This is a genomic window from Streptomyces sp., assembly GCF_035563135.1.
Taxonomy (GTDB): Bacteria; Actinomycetota; Actinomycetes; order Streptomycetales; family Streptomycetaceae; genus Streptomyces.
In genome coordinates this window covers 1-15,294 of the sequence record NZ_DATMVN010000345.1, presented here as the reverse complement: position 1 = coordinate 15,294, position 15,294 = coordinate 1, and the positions used below count along the sequence as shown (strand labels likewise).

Sequence of the window (15,294 nt, the reverse complement as noted above, 5' to 3'; positions counted from 1 at the left end):
TGGGACATCAGTTTCCCCCTCGCTTGGCTGCGCTTTCCGGACGGAGCTCTCCGACCCAGCCCTTGAACGCCTCGACGAAGTCGGGCATCTCCTGATTCGGATAGTGAGCGATTCCGTCGATGCTCTGGAACCGGGCGCCCGGGATCTGATCGGCCGTGGCCTTCAGTCCTTCTCCGAACGAGTCGCCTCCGGAGATCACATACGTCGGGCAGCTGATGTCCGGCAGCCGTGACCACAGGTCGTGCTTGCCCCAGCCGATGAGGTCGGAGCGGGTGACGTGCCAGTCCTCGCGGCAGTGCATCGTCGCGATCATCTCGGCCGTCGCGGCCGGCACATCGCTGCCGATGAGCGCGAGGTTGGAGAAGTACGTCTGGTCACGCACGCTCGGCGTACTGGAGTCCTCCGGCGTACGCCACTTGCTGCGGCTGACAGGAGAGACGGGGCACTCCATGGCCACGACCGCCTCCAGGGATTCCGAGGCCTTCGCAGCCATCTCCAGGACGATGCGGCCACCGATCGAGCACCCGAGGAGGTACTTGCGTCCGGCCCCCAGTTCGTCGAGGACCCGCAGACACCAGTCCGCGTAGTACGGGATGGAGGTGATGGGGCCGTCGACGGCGGGCTCGGACCTGCCGTGTCCGGGCAGGTCCACGACGACGACGCGGTATCCGAGCGCAGCCAGACCGTCGATGTTGTTCCTGTACTGGACACCGCTCTGTCCAGCCGTGTGGACGCAGAGGAGTGTGTCGTCGCCGTCACCGGCGACCTCCACGTATCCGAGTCGCCCGTCGATGTTGAGGTAGCCGGCCTTATGCACGTGACGCCTCCTTGGCGACAGCGAGTTGAGCCTCATCGACCATCAGCATGACGGCCTTGAAGATCCTCAAGTACTGGAAGTTGTTCCCTATGGACCTGAACTGGTTACTCTGCGTCCGCTTGACGAAGTCGTTCTGCGGGGACGAGAGCAGGTCGGTCCACGCACGCTCACTGCCGCCGACCGTGAAGGTCGGACCGTCCAGCGACTTCTTGGCGACCTCGACGATCGAGCCCCGGTAGATGCGGAACTCCACCTGCTCCTCGCCGGCCCGGACGCCGACGGACCCGTCGAAGGTCTGGACCGCGGAGGCGAAGGCCTCATTGGCCGCCAGGCCGGCGGCGAGGTGCTTGCCCCATGCCACGGTGCCGACGTCCCAGGCGACACGGGAAGCCGAGTCGTCGTCCTGCGCCTCGGTCCCGGCCGGCGCGTCCCACACGACGGACGCGCTCTCGACCACCTGACCGTCGGCATCCAGCAGCCGGACGTCCTGATGCACCCTGCCGCGCCCGCGCTTGCGGGCCGGCTTCCACCGCGTCACGGTCCCCTCGACGCGGGCACCCGCCGATCGGGGCCGGGCCCCCTGCTCCCACTGCACACCGGTCAGCACCGCGTCGCGGACAGGAGGGGCCTGGGTGATCGCCGGCAGGAGCTGGGGCACCGCCCCGCCGGATCCCGGCGAGAAGACGGCCTCCGACACCATGCCGACCCGGATGTCCTCAAAGCCACGGGCACCCGGCTGGGTCCCCTTCGCGGCGGCGTTCTCAAGCGCGCTCACCGACGCCACCCCTTTCCACACTCATGACGTTCCTCACCGAGCGGAGACTCCTCGCGTACCGACTCATAGCTCGTTTCCCCATTCCCGGACGACTCCGGCCGGAGCACGCGTCCGCCGCTGTCTGCCCGTATCGGAGCGAACAACCTTCCTTGCAGGCATCCACGCCGATTCCTCAGTTCGTTCGGCGTGGGCCTTTTTTATGCCGCTGGGCAACACAGGCGTTGGTGTTGCGCGGATCACTCTTTCAACCAACCATCTAGTTGGTAATTCGTCAATATGGTCGGCGGAGTGGATGACGACGGCATGCGGGGCGAGGGTGGCAGCCAACAGCGCGCGCCTGGACGGCAGATGACAAGCTGCCCGGACAGGTGGTGCGCGCCCGCGGAGAAGCCCCCGGGCGCGCACCGCCGCCCCCGCTCACCCGCACCCGGGCGGGGGCGCCCGTCCACAGGGCGCTGACGCGTACGCGGCGCGTCTCAGACCGACCGGCTCATGGCCGTCGCCTCATCGACGTCCGAGCCGCATCCGGCGTCCTGGGCCGCTCCGAAGTCGTCTGTCCGGAGAAGATCTTCAGGCCCGGCTCCACCCGTGCGCCGACCGTCGTGGGCGGCCGCATGCCCGCGCACTGCCCGCCGCTCGGCAAGGCCGTGCTCTCCCTCGGCGGCCGGGAGGCCCTTGGCCGCCTCGTCCGCCCGGAGCTGGTCCGGCGGGCACCGCGCTCCCACACGGCGCCCGAGGGGTTCCTCGGTGGACTCCGCAGGGCCCGCGCCGAGTACGTCGCGCACGGCAACGAGGAGGAACGGATCGAACTGATCTGCGCCGCCTCCCGGCCCTCAAGGAGGGGCAGGCGGCCGATGCCGTCTTTTTCCCTGACCCACTGGACAGCGCAACCCGTCGGTCGCGTGCACCGCCATACGCCGCACCGCGGCAGCCATCACGCGGTCAGCACCTGAGCCGATACCGGCCCGACGCCCATCGGGTCGTCGTGGCGCCGGGGCTTCGGGGCGCCGGGGCTTCGGGTCGTCCGGTCGTCGGGCCGTCGGACGGGACGAGGAAGGCGCCACCGCGGCCGGCCCTCGCGGTGACGCCTTCTTTGTGCCGCAGGTTGCTGCGGGGCAGCGGGCTCAGTTGCTGACGGACTCCCCCACCGCTTCGTATGCGTCCACCATGTCGGCGAGCATCTCGTGGATGACATCGGCGACCCGGCGCGTGCCGGGCATCAGGCCGACGGCCTGGCCGACGTAGTAGGAGTCCAGCTCCTTCGCACGCTCGTTCCCCGCATCGGCTGCCCGGGAGATCTGCTCGAAGGCGTTCTCACTGATCATCCCCTGGAAGGGCATCTGCAGGGGCTGGACCTCCGGGTGAGCGTCCCACTCGTCGTGCCAGGCGCTGCGCAGCTGGCGTGCCGGCTTACCGGTTCGGGTCTTGGACCGGAGCGTGTCGGAGGAGGACGCCTGCGCCATCTTGGCCTTGACCGTCTCGTCCACCTCGCTCTCGGCGGTCTGCAGCCACACGGACCCCGTCCAGACGCCGGCGGCGCCGAGGGCGAGCGCGGCCACGACCTGCCGGCCCGTGGCGATGCCGCCGGCCGAGAGGACCGGCACGGGAGCGACCGCGGCTGCGACCTCGGCGGTGAGTACCATCGTGCCGACCTCACCGGTGTGGCCCCCGGCCTCGTACCCCGTGGCAACGATGAAGTCGGCACCGGCCTCGATGTTCCGGCGTGCGTGCCGCACGGTCCCGGCGAGGGCTCCCACGATGATGTCCCGCTCCTTGCAGCGCGCCATCACCTCGGGCGCCGGCGGGCCGAGCGCGCTGACGAGGAGCCGGATCGGGTGCTGCAGGGCGACGTCGATGAGGGCCGCGACGTTCTCGGGCCGTGTGGCGGAGCCGCGCCAGTCGGCGACGTCGTAGCCGGACGAGTCGTCACCGAGCACACCGTAGCGGTGCAGCATCTCGTCGACGAACTCCACGTGCGTGTCCGGGATGAGGGCGCGCAGCTCCTCGGGGGAGTGCTCCAGGCCCGACTGCTTGTAGGGCATGAGCAGGTCCACGCCGTACGGCTTGTCACCCACCTGTTCATCGATCCAGGTGAGCTCCTTCTCCAGCTCCTCCGGGGAGAAGCGCGTTCCGCCGAAGACACCGACTCCGCCCGCGTTCGTCACCGCGGCGACGACGTCGCGGCAGTGACTGAAGGCGAAAATCGGCAACTCGACGCCGAACATTTCAGTGATGACAGTACGCATGTTTGTTCCTCACAAACCAGTCGCATGGAAGCCGGGGCCGAACAGGTCGCGATCCCGGAAGAAGTCGGTGGGAATGTGCCTTGCGGGCGCCGGGGCCAGGGGGACCGGAGCATGCGGATGACGCCTCGGACCCGCCCGGTCTCACCGCCGGGCGACCGCCGTCACGCGGCCGTGGGTGGCCTTGGTGCCGTCGGGCAGTTCGACCCAGATCTCGGCCTCCGGCGTGGCGCCACCGGTGACCACGAGGCCTCCGACAAGAAGCCGGACCCCCGGCATGACCGATGTCGTCGTGCGGTAGGTCATCGTGTCGACCCGGCCCCAGGGCGCCACCCAGTCCGCGCACAGCCGCATCAGCCAGCTGCCCATGAGCGGCCCCTGGACGAGAACGTCGGAGTAGCCCTCGGCCTCGCGCGCGTAGGGCGCGTCGTAGTGGATGCGGTGCGGGTTCCAGGTGATCGCCGAATAGCAGAACAGCTGGACGGTGTCGGGGGTGACCTCGAAGGAAGGCAGGAGATCACCCGTTGCGACGGTCACATCACTCATCGAAGGATCCTCACGTAGCGCTCGCTGACCACCAGATCGCCCGTGGCCTCTCGGCGGTACTCGAGGTCGTAGCCCACGAAGACCAGCGGCCCCGAGCGTCCGCTCTTCTCCTCCATCGAGCCGATCCGCTTGGTGAGCCGGATCTCGTCACCGGCGAGGATCGGCTGGTGGAACGCGGTGGACGACTCCCCCGCCATCCGCCGCGAGGCGGCCACGGGAGGAGTCATGTCCTCGCTCCCGCCGTCCTCGGCCAGCTCCTGGAGCGGGATCAGGTTCGGGACGGAGTGCCGGATGACGAGATGGAAGCCCAGGGGTGCGACCACATCTGCGTGGCCGGCCCTGCGAGCGGCCTCCAGGTCGAAGTGGACCGGGTCGGTGATGCCGACCGTGTGGGCGTACTGGGCGATCTGCATCCGCGTGACCTGGTAGAGCGGGAACGTCTGTTCACGTCCCAGCCAGGCGCGTGCCTCGTCGGTGAGCAAGGACTCCATCACGCCGCCTTTCCCGTGCCGGCCGGCCGCCACCTGGGCTGTGGGCTGCCGTCGGGCGAGGGCTCGACGGACCACGCGAACTCGTCGCCGACGCGGAGACCGTCCGGTTCCGCGTCGAGGTGGCCCACGAGGCGGATCCGGGCGTCGGTGTACTCCAGCACGCCGACGGCGTACGGCACCTTGTCCTCGAAGCCGGGCAGCTTCGTGCGTGCCACGACGGTCCAGGTGTAGAGCGAGGCGGTGGGCGGCAGGCGCACCCAGTCGACCTCGAAGGAGCGGCAGTCGGCGCACGCCGGCCGCGGCGGCCACTGGTACCGGCCGCAGGGCGTGCAGTACTGGCCGCGCAGCTCACCCTCGGCGAGCCCGTCCCGGTAGCCCTGCAGGTCTTCGCTCTGTGTCATCGGCTCCTCCTCAGGCCTTCGTCAGTACGGCGAGCGCGCCGTCGCCCATGTCGCCCCACCCGGTCAGGGCGGCCACCCGGGCACCGGCGACCTGGCGCTCGTCCGGCGCCTGGTGACGGAGCTGGCGTACGCACTCCACCAGATGGTTCATCCCGGTCAGGTGTCCCTCGGACAGCAGCCCCCCGTGGGTGTTGACCGGCAGGCTCCCACCCGAGGCGATGTTCCCGTCGAGTACGAAATCGCCGCCCTCGCCACGACCGCAGAAGCCCGCCTCCTCGATCTGCTGGATGACCTCGAAGGTGAAGCAGTCGTAGATGTAGGCGAGATCCACGTCCGCCGGCGTGAGGCCCGCCTGTCCGAACGCCCGGGGCGCCGCCCTGGTCAGACCGGTGTCGAAGATGTCCCACCGTCCGGCGATGTCGTCCGCCGAGTCCGGGTGCCCCTCGGCGATCCCCTCGATCCGCACGCCCGGTGCGCGGCAGTCCGCCATCCGCTCCTCGCGAGCGATGATCACGGCCGCGGCGCCGTCCGTCTCCAGGCAGCAGTCGTACTTCAGATAGGGGTCGGCGATCACAGGAGCACTCAGGTAGTCGTCCATCGAGAGCTTCCGGCCGTACATCTGCGCGCCCGGATTCCGCTGCGCGTTGTCCCGCATGGTCAGGGCGACGGTGCCGAGCGCCTCCCTCGTCGTGCCGAACTCGTGCATGTGGCGGCGGCAGGCGAGGGCGTACCACTGTGCGGGGGTGTTCATACCGTGCGGGTACTCGAGCTCGCGGCGGTACGCCTGGCCGGTGAGCCGGCGGACCCGCTGGTCGATGCGGGTGGCCGAGCTGCCGTTGCGTGCCACGAAGACCGCGACGTAGTCCGCCTGACCGCTCTCGACGGCGAGGGTCGCCAGCCGGAGCCCCGCCAGACTGCTGGCGCCGCCCATGTGCGACACGGCGGTGAAGCGCACATCCGCGCTGCCGAGGACCGGGATGACGTCCTCGGCCGTCACCGAGTCGGGGTACGGGACGAAGCCGTCGATCATCGACGGGGCGACACCCGCGTCGTCGGCGGCGGCGATCAACGCCTCCAGGGCGAGACGGGTGATGCTGCGGCCGCTGTTGCGGGAGAGCTCGGTCATTCCGATCCCGACGACGCAAGCCTTGCCTGATCCGGATGCCATCGTGGCGCCTACCTCTCCGTCGTTCCGCGCAGCAGCTTGCGCGCGATGACGTTCTTCTGGATCTCGTTGGTGCCCTCGCCGATCTCGAGGATCTTGGCGTCGCTGTAGAACCGCGAGATCGGAGTCTCCCGCATGAAGCCGTAACCGCCGTGCAGCTGCAGGCTCGCGCTGGCGACCTTGTTCGCCACCTCGGATGCGTGCAGCTTGGCCATCGCGGCGGCCATCGAGAAGTCCCTGCCCCTGTCCGCGAGCCATGCGGCCCGGTAGACCAGCAGGCGCGCCGTCTCCACCTGGGTGGCCATCTCCGCCAGGCGGTGGTGCGTCGCCTGGAAATCGGCGATCCGCCGGCCGAACTGCTCGCGCTCGACGACGTACTCGAGCGCGAGGTCGAGGGAGGCGGCGGCGAGGGAGAGGGAGAGGGCCGCGACGCTGATCCGTCCGGGGTCCAGGACGGAGAGGAACTGGCGAAGGCCTGCGCCTTCGTCACCGATGAGGTGCTCGTCCGAGACCCAGCAGTCGTCGAAGATCAGCTCGCGGGTGTCCATCGCGTGCCAGCCGATCTTGCGCATCGGCTGGCCGACCTCGAAGCCCTCGGTGCCCTTGGGCACGAAGATCACTCCGTAGCGCTTGGAGCCGTCCGCGTTCTCCCCGGTGACCGCCAGCACACTGACGCCGAGGCTGATCTCGGTGCCCGCGTTGGTGATGAAGATCTTGTTGCCGTTGAGCACCCATCCGCCGTCCCGGCGTTCCGCACGCGTGCGGATCGAGGCGGCGTCCGAACCGGCGCCGGGCTCGGTCAGGCCGAAGGCACCGATGTGCGTGCCCTCGGCGAGAGGCCGCAGCCAGCGCTCCTTCTGCTCGTGCGTGCCGAACTTGGCCAGGGGCAGCGTGGCGATGGTCGAGTGCGCGTTCCAGGAGGATGCCACCGACTGGTCGGCACGGCCGATCTCCTCCATGGCGGCCACGTAGGCGACGAGGCCGACGTCGATACCGCCGTACTCCTCCTCGACGAGCATGCCCATCAGACCGAGGCTGCCGAGCTTCTGGAACACCGGTGCGGGAAATTCCTCGAGTTCGGACCATCCCGCCGCATACGGGGCGATCTCCTTGGCCGCGAAGTCGCGGGCCAGCTTCTTGACGGCGAGAGCGTCCTCGCTCAGGTCGAAGTCCATGTCAGTTCTCCTCGGACGAGAGCAGGATCTTGAGTTGCCGTGAACGCCGTCGGCCGGTTCGGAAAAGGTCGTAACCGCGCCCGGCAACGCCTGGGCCGGTGAGCAGACAGTTCGGGCCCGGCCGGCGGCGATCGGGCCGATCATGCCGGCGGTGCCGAGCCGCGGCTGCGCGGCCCGCATTCTGTGCGCTCCCGGCCCGGGTAGGCCGCGCAGGCCCGGTGCGGAGCTCGCATCTGCCCTCCTCAGAGTTTAGTGAACCGGTCGGTCCAAAGAACTCCATAACCGTGGCCCTTGTCAAGCGGCCCGCTCCGACCTCCCCATTTCACCTGGCGCGGTACCAGTCACCCGGCCGTGCACGGTAAGGGGCCTTTCGGGCGGGGACGATGCACCTCACCGAGGGCCCCGCCGGCCCAGCCGGGAGGCGCTTTCCGCGTGCCACCCCAGGAGGTCTCCTGTGCGGTCGAGTCACCACGCCGACAGTTTTCAACTACCTGTGCCAAGCATCTAGCCATCGCACTTGACCACCCCTAGCATCCGGGCATGACCGACGAAGAGAAGCACGACAGTCAGAACCGTGCCGCCGACTGGGCCCCTTCGGAACTCCGGGGAGGCCGTTCGGTCCAGCGGCTCGCCGCGTATCAGCGCCTGCACGAGCAGTGCCCGGTAGCCTGGGCCGACGACCACGGCGGCTACTGGTCACTGACCCGGTATGCCGACGTCCGGGAGGCGGCCCGCACGCCCGCCACGTACGCCTCCGGGGCACCGATCATCCAGTGGCCCGACTTCGCCGACCAGATCCCCATCTCGCTCAATCCGCCTGAGCACGCCAAGTACCGGCGTATGCTGAACCGTTACGTCGCCAAAGATGCCATGGACCGCCTGGAGCCGACGCTCCGGGGATATGCCGTCGAGCACCTCGAACCTCTGCTCCAGGCAGGCGAAGGTGACATCATCACCGGCTTCTGCCAGCCCTTCCCGGCACGGGCCCTCGCCGCTCTGCTGAACCTGCCCGACTCCGCCTACACCGAGCTGGTCGAGCAGTTCGCCGGCTTCGAACGCATGGGCTGGGCTCCGGAGAAGGTCAACGCCGTGATCGAGCAGGTCTTCGCAGCGCACATCACGCGCGTCATCGCGGAACGGCGGGCCCAGCCCCTGGATCCCGAAACCGACCTGCTGAGCGGCGTCCTGGCAGCAGAGGTCGACGGTGAGCCGCTGAGTGACGACATGGTGCTCCAGATCGGTGTCCAGCTGTTCGTGGCAGGCCACGCGACCACCGCCGACGCCCTCGCCACATCGATATACCGACTGGCGACCAACCCGGACATCCAGGTGACCCTGCGTCAGTCCCCGGAGAGGATCCCGAGCGCGGTGGAGGAGTTCCTCCGCATCGAGACTCCTCTGCAATCGATCGCCCGCACCGTCACCGAGGACGTCGAACTGCACGGCCGCACGATCCGCGCCGGCGACAAGGTCGACCTCCACTACGGTGCGGCCAACCGTGACCCTGAGGCGTTCGAGCACCCGAGCGCCTGCATCATCGACAGGCAGCGCAACGACCACATGGCGTTCGGCTTCGGCATTCACAAGTGCCTCGGAGCTCCGTTGGCCCGCCTGGAGATGCGAGTGGCGCTGGAAGAACTCCTGGCCCGGACCACGGAGATCGCCCTCGCGGGGCCGGGTACGGAAACCGCCGGCCGCCTGCGCGGGTGGACAAACCTGCCGCTCCGGGTCATGACCAGCTGAGACGTCCACGGAACCGGAGCCATGCACAAAGGGGGGTGCCTCCGGTCCGGGAAATGACCTGACTTCGGGCGTCCGGGTCCCGCTCCGACGCGCGGACCAGGAGCAGCCCCTGGAGCGTCCTCTTCCAGCTCGCGCTCGTGGATGCGGCGGGGCAGGCCCCCGTCCGGGGTGCGGCGGCTCATGACACCCTCGCCCATGCAGTCGCCGAGGGCAGCTGTCCTCCCGTACCAGCAGAAGCAGATCGAGCCCCGCACGATGCCGGAGCCCAACACCCGGCCGATGCCGCGGCCGGCAAGCCACTGGCCGACCTCGCCCCACTCCTCGGCCGACGAGGTGCCCCGCAGAAGAAGATGGTGGATCCGTTACCGCGGACATCCTGGATCTCACGGTCGTGGTGGCCAAGACCGCACGTCGGCTGGATGGTCCCGGCGCTGAAGTCCCGGAACGTGGTGAGCCCGGTGAAGTACACGTGCTCCACGGGCTCACCGCGGTACGGGAAGTTCTCCAGCAGCCCCGCTCCGTCACGCCGGTCACGGACGTTGAAGGAAGGCACGCCCAGCAGCCGGTCGTATTCGCGCTGATCCACCAGGGATGACGAGGCAGCCCTTGAGCGACGATCTCGACCACGAAGTCCCGAAGGGCGGACCGAGTGCCGGTGAAGTGGTGCTCCGCCCCGCCGTCCACCGTCGTCGCCCCTGCGAGCGCGACGCCGGCCTCCGTCAGGCATGCGCGGAGCGCGGCGTACTGCTCGGCGGCGGTCACCGCGAGCGTCGGTGCGGGATACCGGTGGCCTCAGCGAACCGGAACCCGGCCGGCCGCCAGCGGGGTTCCGGTCATCGTCCGGCGGGTCGTGGCACCGTGGGCACCGCGGAAGATCAGGTCGTCGATCGAGGTCGCCCAATGGCGCCAAAAGTGAACGGCCGTTACGCACTTTGCCGAACGGTCCGGGGAAGCCGCCGTCGAACCACCGACCGGGACTGAACCGACCCATCCGCCCAAGGCGTCGGACCTTGACAGAAACGTCGTTTGAGAGTTTCTTGGACCAGTCAGTCTATTGAATGATGTGCATCTTGCGCGGCAGGCGCACGGTGCGGGAGCACACGGAGGACAGCAGTATGACCGCGCCGGATGCCACACCGCCCCAGAAGCGGATCGAGACCGACTTCCGTCCGCTGCTCGCACCGAAGTCGATCGCTGTGATCGGGGCTTCCGACAACCCCAAGAAGCTTTCGGGCCGACCGGTCGCGTACATGAAGAAGTTCGGGTACGCCGGACACATCTATCCGGTGAACCCCACCCGCGATGTCGTTCAAGGACTTCCGTCGTACCCCGACGTCCGAGACATCAAGGGTGACGTCGACGTCGCGGTCATCGTCTCCCCCGCCGGCCTCGTGCTCGATGCCATCCGCGGCTGCGTGGAGAAGGGCGTCCGGTTCGCACTGATCACCGCGTCGGGCTTCGCCGAGGCGAGCACCGACGGCGCTGCCCTGGAGCAGGAGTTGTCTCGGCTGGTCGACGGCAGTGACCTCCGCATGATCGGTCCGAACTGCCTCGGCATGATCGGGGTACGCGACGCAGCGGTGCCGACCTTCGCCTCCGTGTTCGAGGCCGACAACCCGCTCCGCCCCGGCGGTGTGGCGTTCGTGAGCCAGTCCGGTGCGTTCGGAACGTTCATCCTGGGCGACCTGCAGGCTTCGGCCATCGGCATGTCTCACTACTTCAACACCGGTAACGAACTCGACGTCACCGTCGGCGAGGTCCTCTCCGGCCTCGTCCAGGACGAGGAGATCCACACGCTGCTCGCCTACTTCGAAGGCGTCTCCCGGGGCGAGAACCTCCTCGAGGTCGCCCGGGACGCCCATCGCAGGGACAAGGCGATACTGGCGGTCAAGAGCGGACGGTCCGAGGCGGGCGCCCGGGCCGCCTCCTCCCACACCGCGTCCATGACCGGCGACGACAAGGTCTTCGATCAGCTGATGCGCGAGGTGGGTGTGATCCGCGTGCACAGCCAGGAGCAACTGCAGGACGCCGCACAGGTCTTCGACGCTCGCCGGACTCCGCGTGGCCGTCGGCTGACCGTCCTGTCGATGTCCGGCGGCGGCGCCGTCATGGCCGCCGACACGGCGAGCGACTTCGGCCTCGATGTGACGCCGTGGGAGCCGGAGTGGCAGGAGAAGCTGGCCTCCCGGATCCCGGCGTTCGCCTCGCCCCGGAATCCGGTCGACCTCACCGGCTCGATGATCACCGATCCCAGCCTGCTGCGGACCGCGCTCGCGACGGCGATCGAGTACCCGGGCGCCGACATGATCGTCATCGTGCTCGGCAACGCGGACGGCTTCGCGGAGCCTGTCATCGAGGCCGTCTCCGAGCTGTACGCGACGACCGACCGGCCCATCGTGTTCTCGTGGACCGGTGGCACCGGCGAGCCGCGCCGCCGTCTGCGCGAACTCGGGATTCCCTGCTTCACCGACCCGACGAGGGCGGTGGGTGCTCTGGGCGCCCTCGCCGACCACGCGTTGCGCCGGGAACTCCCTCGTCCCGAACGGCCCGCCGGCATCGACGAGCAGGCGGCTCGGTCCGTCATCGCAGCGGTCCGGGCCGACGGACGCCGCACGCTCGACGAGGCCGAGGCCACCGCTCTCGTGGAGGCCTACGGGATTCCGACCTCACCGTCGGCGATCGCCTCATCCGCCGCCGAGGCAGCCGCTGCGGCCGCGTCGCTGGGCGGGCGCGTGGTGGTCAAGCTTCTCAGTAACAAGATCACCCACAAGAGCGATGTGGGCGGCGTGCGCCTGGGCCTCACCACTCCCGAGGAGGTGGGACAGGCCGCCGAGGAAATCCTGGAGATCGGCCGCCGGCACGGTGAGCCCGAGCCTCGCGTTCTCGTCCAGCAGATGACCGGTGGCGACGTCGAGCTGATGCTCGGCGCCCAGGTGGACCCGGCCTTCGGCCCGGTCGTCGTGGTCGGGCTCGGCGGCATCTTCGTCGAGGTACTGGCCGACACCCGGATCGCATCGGCCCCGACCGACACGGCGCATGTCGAGCACCTGCTCGGCTCCCTGCAGGGAGCGGCCCTGCTCCGTGGCGTCCGCGGGCGTCCGGCTGTCGACACGGCCGCCGCCGCTGCGGCCGCGGAGCGGCTTTCGTGGCTGATCGCCGATCTGCGCGACGAGATCGCGGAGGTGGACATCAATCCCGTTCTGCTCCGCGAGTCGGGCGCGACGGCCGTCGACGCCCTCGTCGTCCTGCGCTGACGGACGGGCCCGTGCCGGGCGGTGGGCCACCGGCACGGGCAGTGGGCTGCAGGCTCCGCTCCCGCGAACGAGACGGGGAAGATCTCGGTACAGGGCTGCTGGTCCCCTGCGCGTGTGCTCATCGACCCCACCAGAAGGCCGTCCGCAACGGCCATGGCGAGCCGGGCGAGATCCTCCGCGGTCTCGCCCTCTTCGTCGTGCCGGGGCGTGGCGCGCCCGCCGGTCCAGCACAAGTCGCATGCCGATGCGCAAGAACCGGGCGTGGCGTTCAGCAGTCCGACAGGCAGTCAGCAGACCGGCGCGGGCATCGGCGAAGGGGGTTGCAGTACCGCGAAGCGCCGGTGGAGCGAGCTCGCCGGCAGCCCGGACCGCTCGCATACGGCCGCGATCGTCACACCGCCGGGTCCTCGCTCGGGAACGGCATCCGCCGCAGCTGTCAGAATCCGCACTCCTGTGGCGCTTCGCGTCTTCTCAGCGGTCATCAACGAGCCCTGTGGCCTGGAGATGGCGGACAAACCCGGAGTTCAGTCGGCCGGAGAGGTCCGTGGCGCTCATCGCCCACAGCCGGCAGCCGACGCCGTCCACCTGATGATCCATAACAGCCTCAGGGCGACTCCCGGATCACGCACGATCGCCGCAGTCCCCGGTAGCGGCTGCACCGCGGGCGGCTTCCGCGCCGCCGGACTCACGAAAGATCGGGTTAGCCATTTCAGTCTTCTCTTCTCAACTGATAGGTTACTGCCAAATGCAGAACCCCACCCCCGACGTCCACCTGCATGAAAACACCTGCGGCAAAATCTACAACTACGCCTCACGTACCGATTAGCCGCAGAAACGGGCATTGTGGGTTCACACAGGGCAACCGATTCTCAAGGAGAGGATTTTGCATGACGAACCCGAAGGTGAATCGAGAACGCCGCTGGACTGAAGAAGGTGAGACAAGCCCCGACAGGCCGGTTGAAAATCGACGCGACAGGATTCTCGCAGCCGCAGCGGAAGAATTCGAGGCGAAGGGTTTCGCCGGGGCCCGCATCGATGAGATCGCACGCCGCTCCAGGGTGAATAAACAACTTATCTATTATTACTTCGAGAGCAAACGCATTCTGCATTCCAAGGTCATGGAACATGTCACGACCCGCGCACTCGAGGTGACCCATGACGATTCTGACCATTCTTATCTGAAATCAGTCCTCCGCACCAGCGCCGCAAGTTTTTCGAAAATTCGTAATCGCTTGTACCGGTACTGGTTGTGGGAAGCCGTTGAAGGCTCCAGCCAGGAAGAAATTGCACGCCACGATGAGCGTCAGGAACATTACGCGCAAAAGGTAGCCCAGATCCGCAAAGCGCAACTCGACGGAGAGATCGACCCGGACATCGACGCGCGCTTCCTGCATCTCGCCGTCACGGCGATCATCAGCTTTCCTCACATGGCGCCTCAAATCGCTTCTCTCGTCACCGGCCTGGAGCCTGGCGATCCGGAGTTCAAGGAAGCGCAGCAGGCGTTCCTCGATCACCTCATGCGGGGTCTGCTTCCCCCGCCTGACAAATCCTGACGCTCGGGCCAGGTGACAAGATGTGAGAACGAGCCGACCCGGGCTCGATGAAAGTGTGAAGCCCCTTGGTGAGAACAGATCCACGAAGATCATGTCCGGAAACCAAGAGGATTCACCCGTTGAGCTGTGGGGCCTCTGATGGTCGTAGACGGTCTGGCCAGTGCGCGCGAGGATCTCGGGTTCGCACATCCAGTCCTGTATCGAACAATATTCAAGTTCTCCGATTTCATCGTTGTAGCGGCGCACAGCAATGGCGTAGGACTTCGGGGACACGGTCCATTCCCCGTACATGGACAATTCCGTGAACGCGCCGGAGTCCAGAAGCCAGGGGGTAACCGCGCGTGGGAGTGTGCGCCGGTCTGCCAGTTGGCGGTGCGATACGCACAGGGGGACGGCGCGGCTACCTCCGAATTCGTCGCGGGCCAGCCACGACGGTTCGTGTGTTCCCAGGTAGGTGTTGCGATCTGTCTCTTCGTACTCCCGGCGCTCCCGCCATCTTGGATCTGCGACGGGGTCCGGGCGCTCGACGGTATGAGGGCGATGGTGTGCAGCGTCCAGCAGACGGGAGGTGGAAGGCGTCACGGTTCTGCTCCATGGTTGTCCGGTCGGTCCGCCGGCACATCGCTTGTTCGGCAGGTCGTTGGGGGGGTGAGTGAGGTGTGGGGCCCCGCAGGTGCGGGGCCCCACATGTCAGGGACGCTGCGCTCAGCGCGCGGCGAGGGCGAGAGCGTCGATGGCCTTGGCTTCGAGAGCGTGCGCGGCGTCTGCGTCCTCGACCGTCTGGGCGACGGAAGTGAAGGCCTGCATGACCCCGCCGGCCGTGGTCTGGCCACCCTTGATGAAGTGGCGCAGAATCGCGTCCGCGGTCTCGTCCGGGATGTTGAGCTGCTTGGTGACTTCCTTGACGGTCGCGCCCGGGTCGTTGATCTCGGTTGCGGCCCGCTCCGTGATGCTCTCGATGAGCCTCTCCACGTAGTTGTGCGAAAGGAAGTGGGCCACGGCGTCGGCAGTCTTGGAGGTGATGAGTTCGAGCTCCTTGGTCTGCGTTGCCACCGACCAGTCGATCGTGCCCTCCTCCATCCGCGCACCCACGTGGACCGCCTGCATGGTGTCCTTCTCGATCGTCATGCC

The 15,294-nt window shown here is 68.1% G+C and carries 13 protein-coding genes and 1 pseudogene; 4 read left to right on the top strand and 10 right to left on the bottom strand.

From position 1 onward, the window contains the following. Positions 1–7 precede the first annotated feature (7 nt). A complete protein-coding gene (locus tag VN520_RS15060) occupies positions 8–817 on the bottom strand; it encodes an alpha/beta fold hydrolase (RefSeq protein ID WP_325747420.1) in 810 nt (269 codons plus the stop codon). After that, positions 810–1,592: a hypothetical protein gene (locus VN520_RS15055; protein ID WP_325747419.1), complete on the bottom strand. Its 783-nt coding sequence runs from the start codon at positions 1,590–1,592 to the stop codon at positions 810–812. The genes VN520_RS15060 and VN520_RS15055 overlap by 8 nt, the downstream gene beginning before the upstream one ends. Before the next feature lie 368 nt (positions 1,593–1,960). Here VN520_RS15055 and VN520_RS15050 point away from each other — a divergent pair, with 368 nt between their 5' ends. Further along, on the top strand, positions 1,961–2,545 hold the full coding sequence (locus VN520_RS15050) for an IclR family transcriptional regulator domain-containing protein (protein WP_325747418.1): 585 nt from the start codon (positions 1,961–1,963) through the stop codon (positions 2,543–2,545). Between the two features lie 171 nt (positions 2,546–2,716). Here the strand turns inward: VN520_RS15050 and VN520_RS15045 are convergent, their stop codons facing one another. From VN520_RS15045 to VN520_RS15020, 6 genes are all read right to left on the bottom strand, one after another. Then, positions 2,717–3,838, bottom strand: coding sequence for a nitronate monooxygenase (locus VN520_RS15045; protein WP_325747417.1), 1,122 nt, complete (start codon positions 3,836–3,838; stop codon positions 2,717–2,719). A 141-nt stretch (positions 3,839–3,979) separates the two neighbouring features. Beyond that, a complete protein-coding gene (locus tag VN520_RS15040; protein ID WP_325747416.1) occupies positions 3,980–4,381 on the bottom strand; it encodes a hypothetical protein in 402 nt (133 codons plus the stop codon). Further along, positions 4,378–4,872 carry an FAS1-like dehydratase domain-containing protein gene (locus VN520_RS15035; protein WP_325747415.1) on the bottom strand — a complete coding sequence of 165 codons (495 nt, stop codon included), beginning with the start codon at positions 4,870–4,872 and terminating at the stop codon, positions 4,378–4,380. The genes VN520_RS15040 and VN520_RS15035 overlap by 4 nt, the downstream gene beginning before the upstream one ends. Then, positions 4,872–5,273 carry a Zn-ribbon domain-containing OB-fold protein gene (locus VN520_RS15030; protein ID WP_325747414.1) on the bottom strand — a complete coding sequence of 134 codons (402 nt, stop codon included), beginning with the start codon at positions 5,271–5,273 and terminating at the stop codon, positions 4,872–4,874. Before VN520_RS15030 ends, VN520_RS15035 begins: the two co-directional genes overlap by 1 nt. A 10-nt stretch (positions 5,274–5,283) precedes the next feature. Then, positions 5,284–6,399 (bottom strand): thiolase C-terminal domain-containing protein, encoded by a 1,116-nt coding sequence (locus VN520_RS15025; RefSeq protein WP_325747413.1) that lies wholly within the window; start codon positions 6,397–6,399, stop codon positions 5,284–5,286. A gap of 50 nt (positions 6,400–6,449) precedes the next feature. Beyond that, on the bottom strand, positions 6,450–7,613 hold the full coding sequence (locus VN520_RS15020) for an acyl-CoA dehydrogenase family protein (protein WP_325747412.1): 1,164 nt from the start codon (positions 7,611–7,613) through the stop codon (positions 6,450–6,452). 540 nt (positions 7,614–8,153) lie between these two features. Here VN520_RS15020 and VN520_RS15015 point away from each other — a divergent pair. The 3 genes from VN520_RS15015 to VN520_RS15005 all read left to right on the top strand — a co-directional run bounded on the left by VN520_RS15015 (position 8,154) and on the right by VN520_RS15005 (position 14,163). Continuing rightward, positions 8,154–9,356, top strand: a complete 1,203-nt coding sequence (locus VN520_RS15015) for a cytochrome P450 (RefSeq protein ID WP_325747411.1) — start codon at positions 8,154–8,156, stop codon at positions 9,354–9,356. 1,115 nt (positions 9,357–10,471) lie between these two features. Next, positions 10,472–12,610 carry an acetate--CoA ligase family protein gene (locus VN520_RS15010; RefSeq protein ID WP_325747410.1) on the top strand — a complete coding sequence of 713 codons (2,139 nt, stop codon included), beginning with the start codon at positions 10,472–10,474 and terminating at the stop codon, positions 12,608–12,610. Between the two features lie 887 nt (positions 12,611–13,497). Beyond that, the gene (locus VN520_RS15005) at positions 13,498–14,163 is read left to right on the top strand and encodes a TetR/AcrR family transcriptional regulator (RefSeq protein WP_325747409.1); all 666 of its coding nucleotides are present in this window, start codon (positions 13,498–13,500) and stop codon (positions 14,161–14,163) included. A 144-nt stretch (positions 14,164–14,307) separates the two neighbouring features. Here VN520_RS15005 and VN520_RS39835 read toward each other — a convergent pair. Continuing rightward, positions 14,308–14,745 (bottom strand): annotated as a pseudogene (locus VN520_RS39835) (DUF7221 family queuine tRNA-ribosyltransferase-like protein); the annotation flags it as partial. A 123-nt stretch (positions 14,746–14,868) separates the two neighbouring features. After that, a partial coding sequence (locus tag VN520_RS15000; RefSeq protein WP_325747408.1) for a hypothetical protein occupies positions 14,869–15,294 on the bottom strand: 426 nt, incomplete at its 5' end.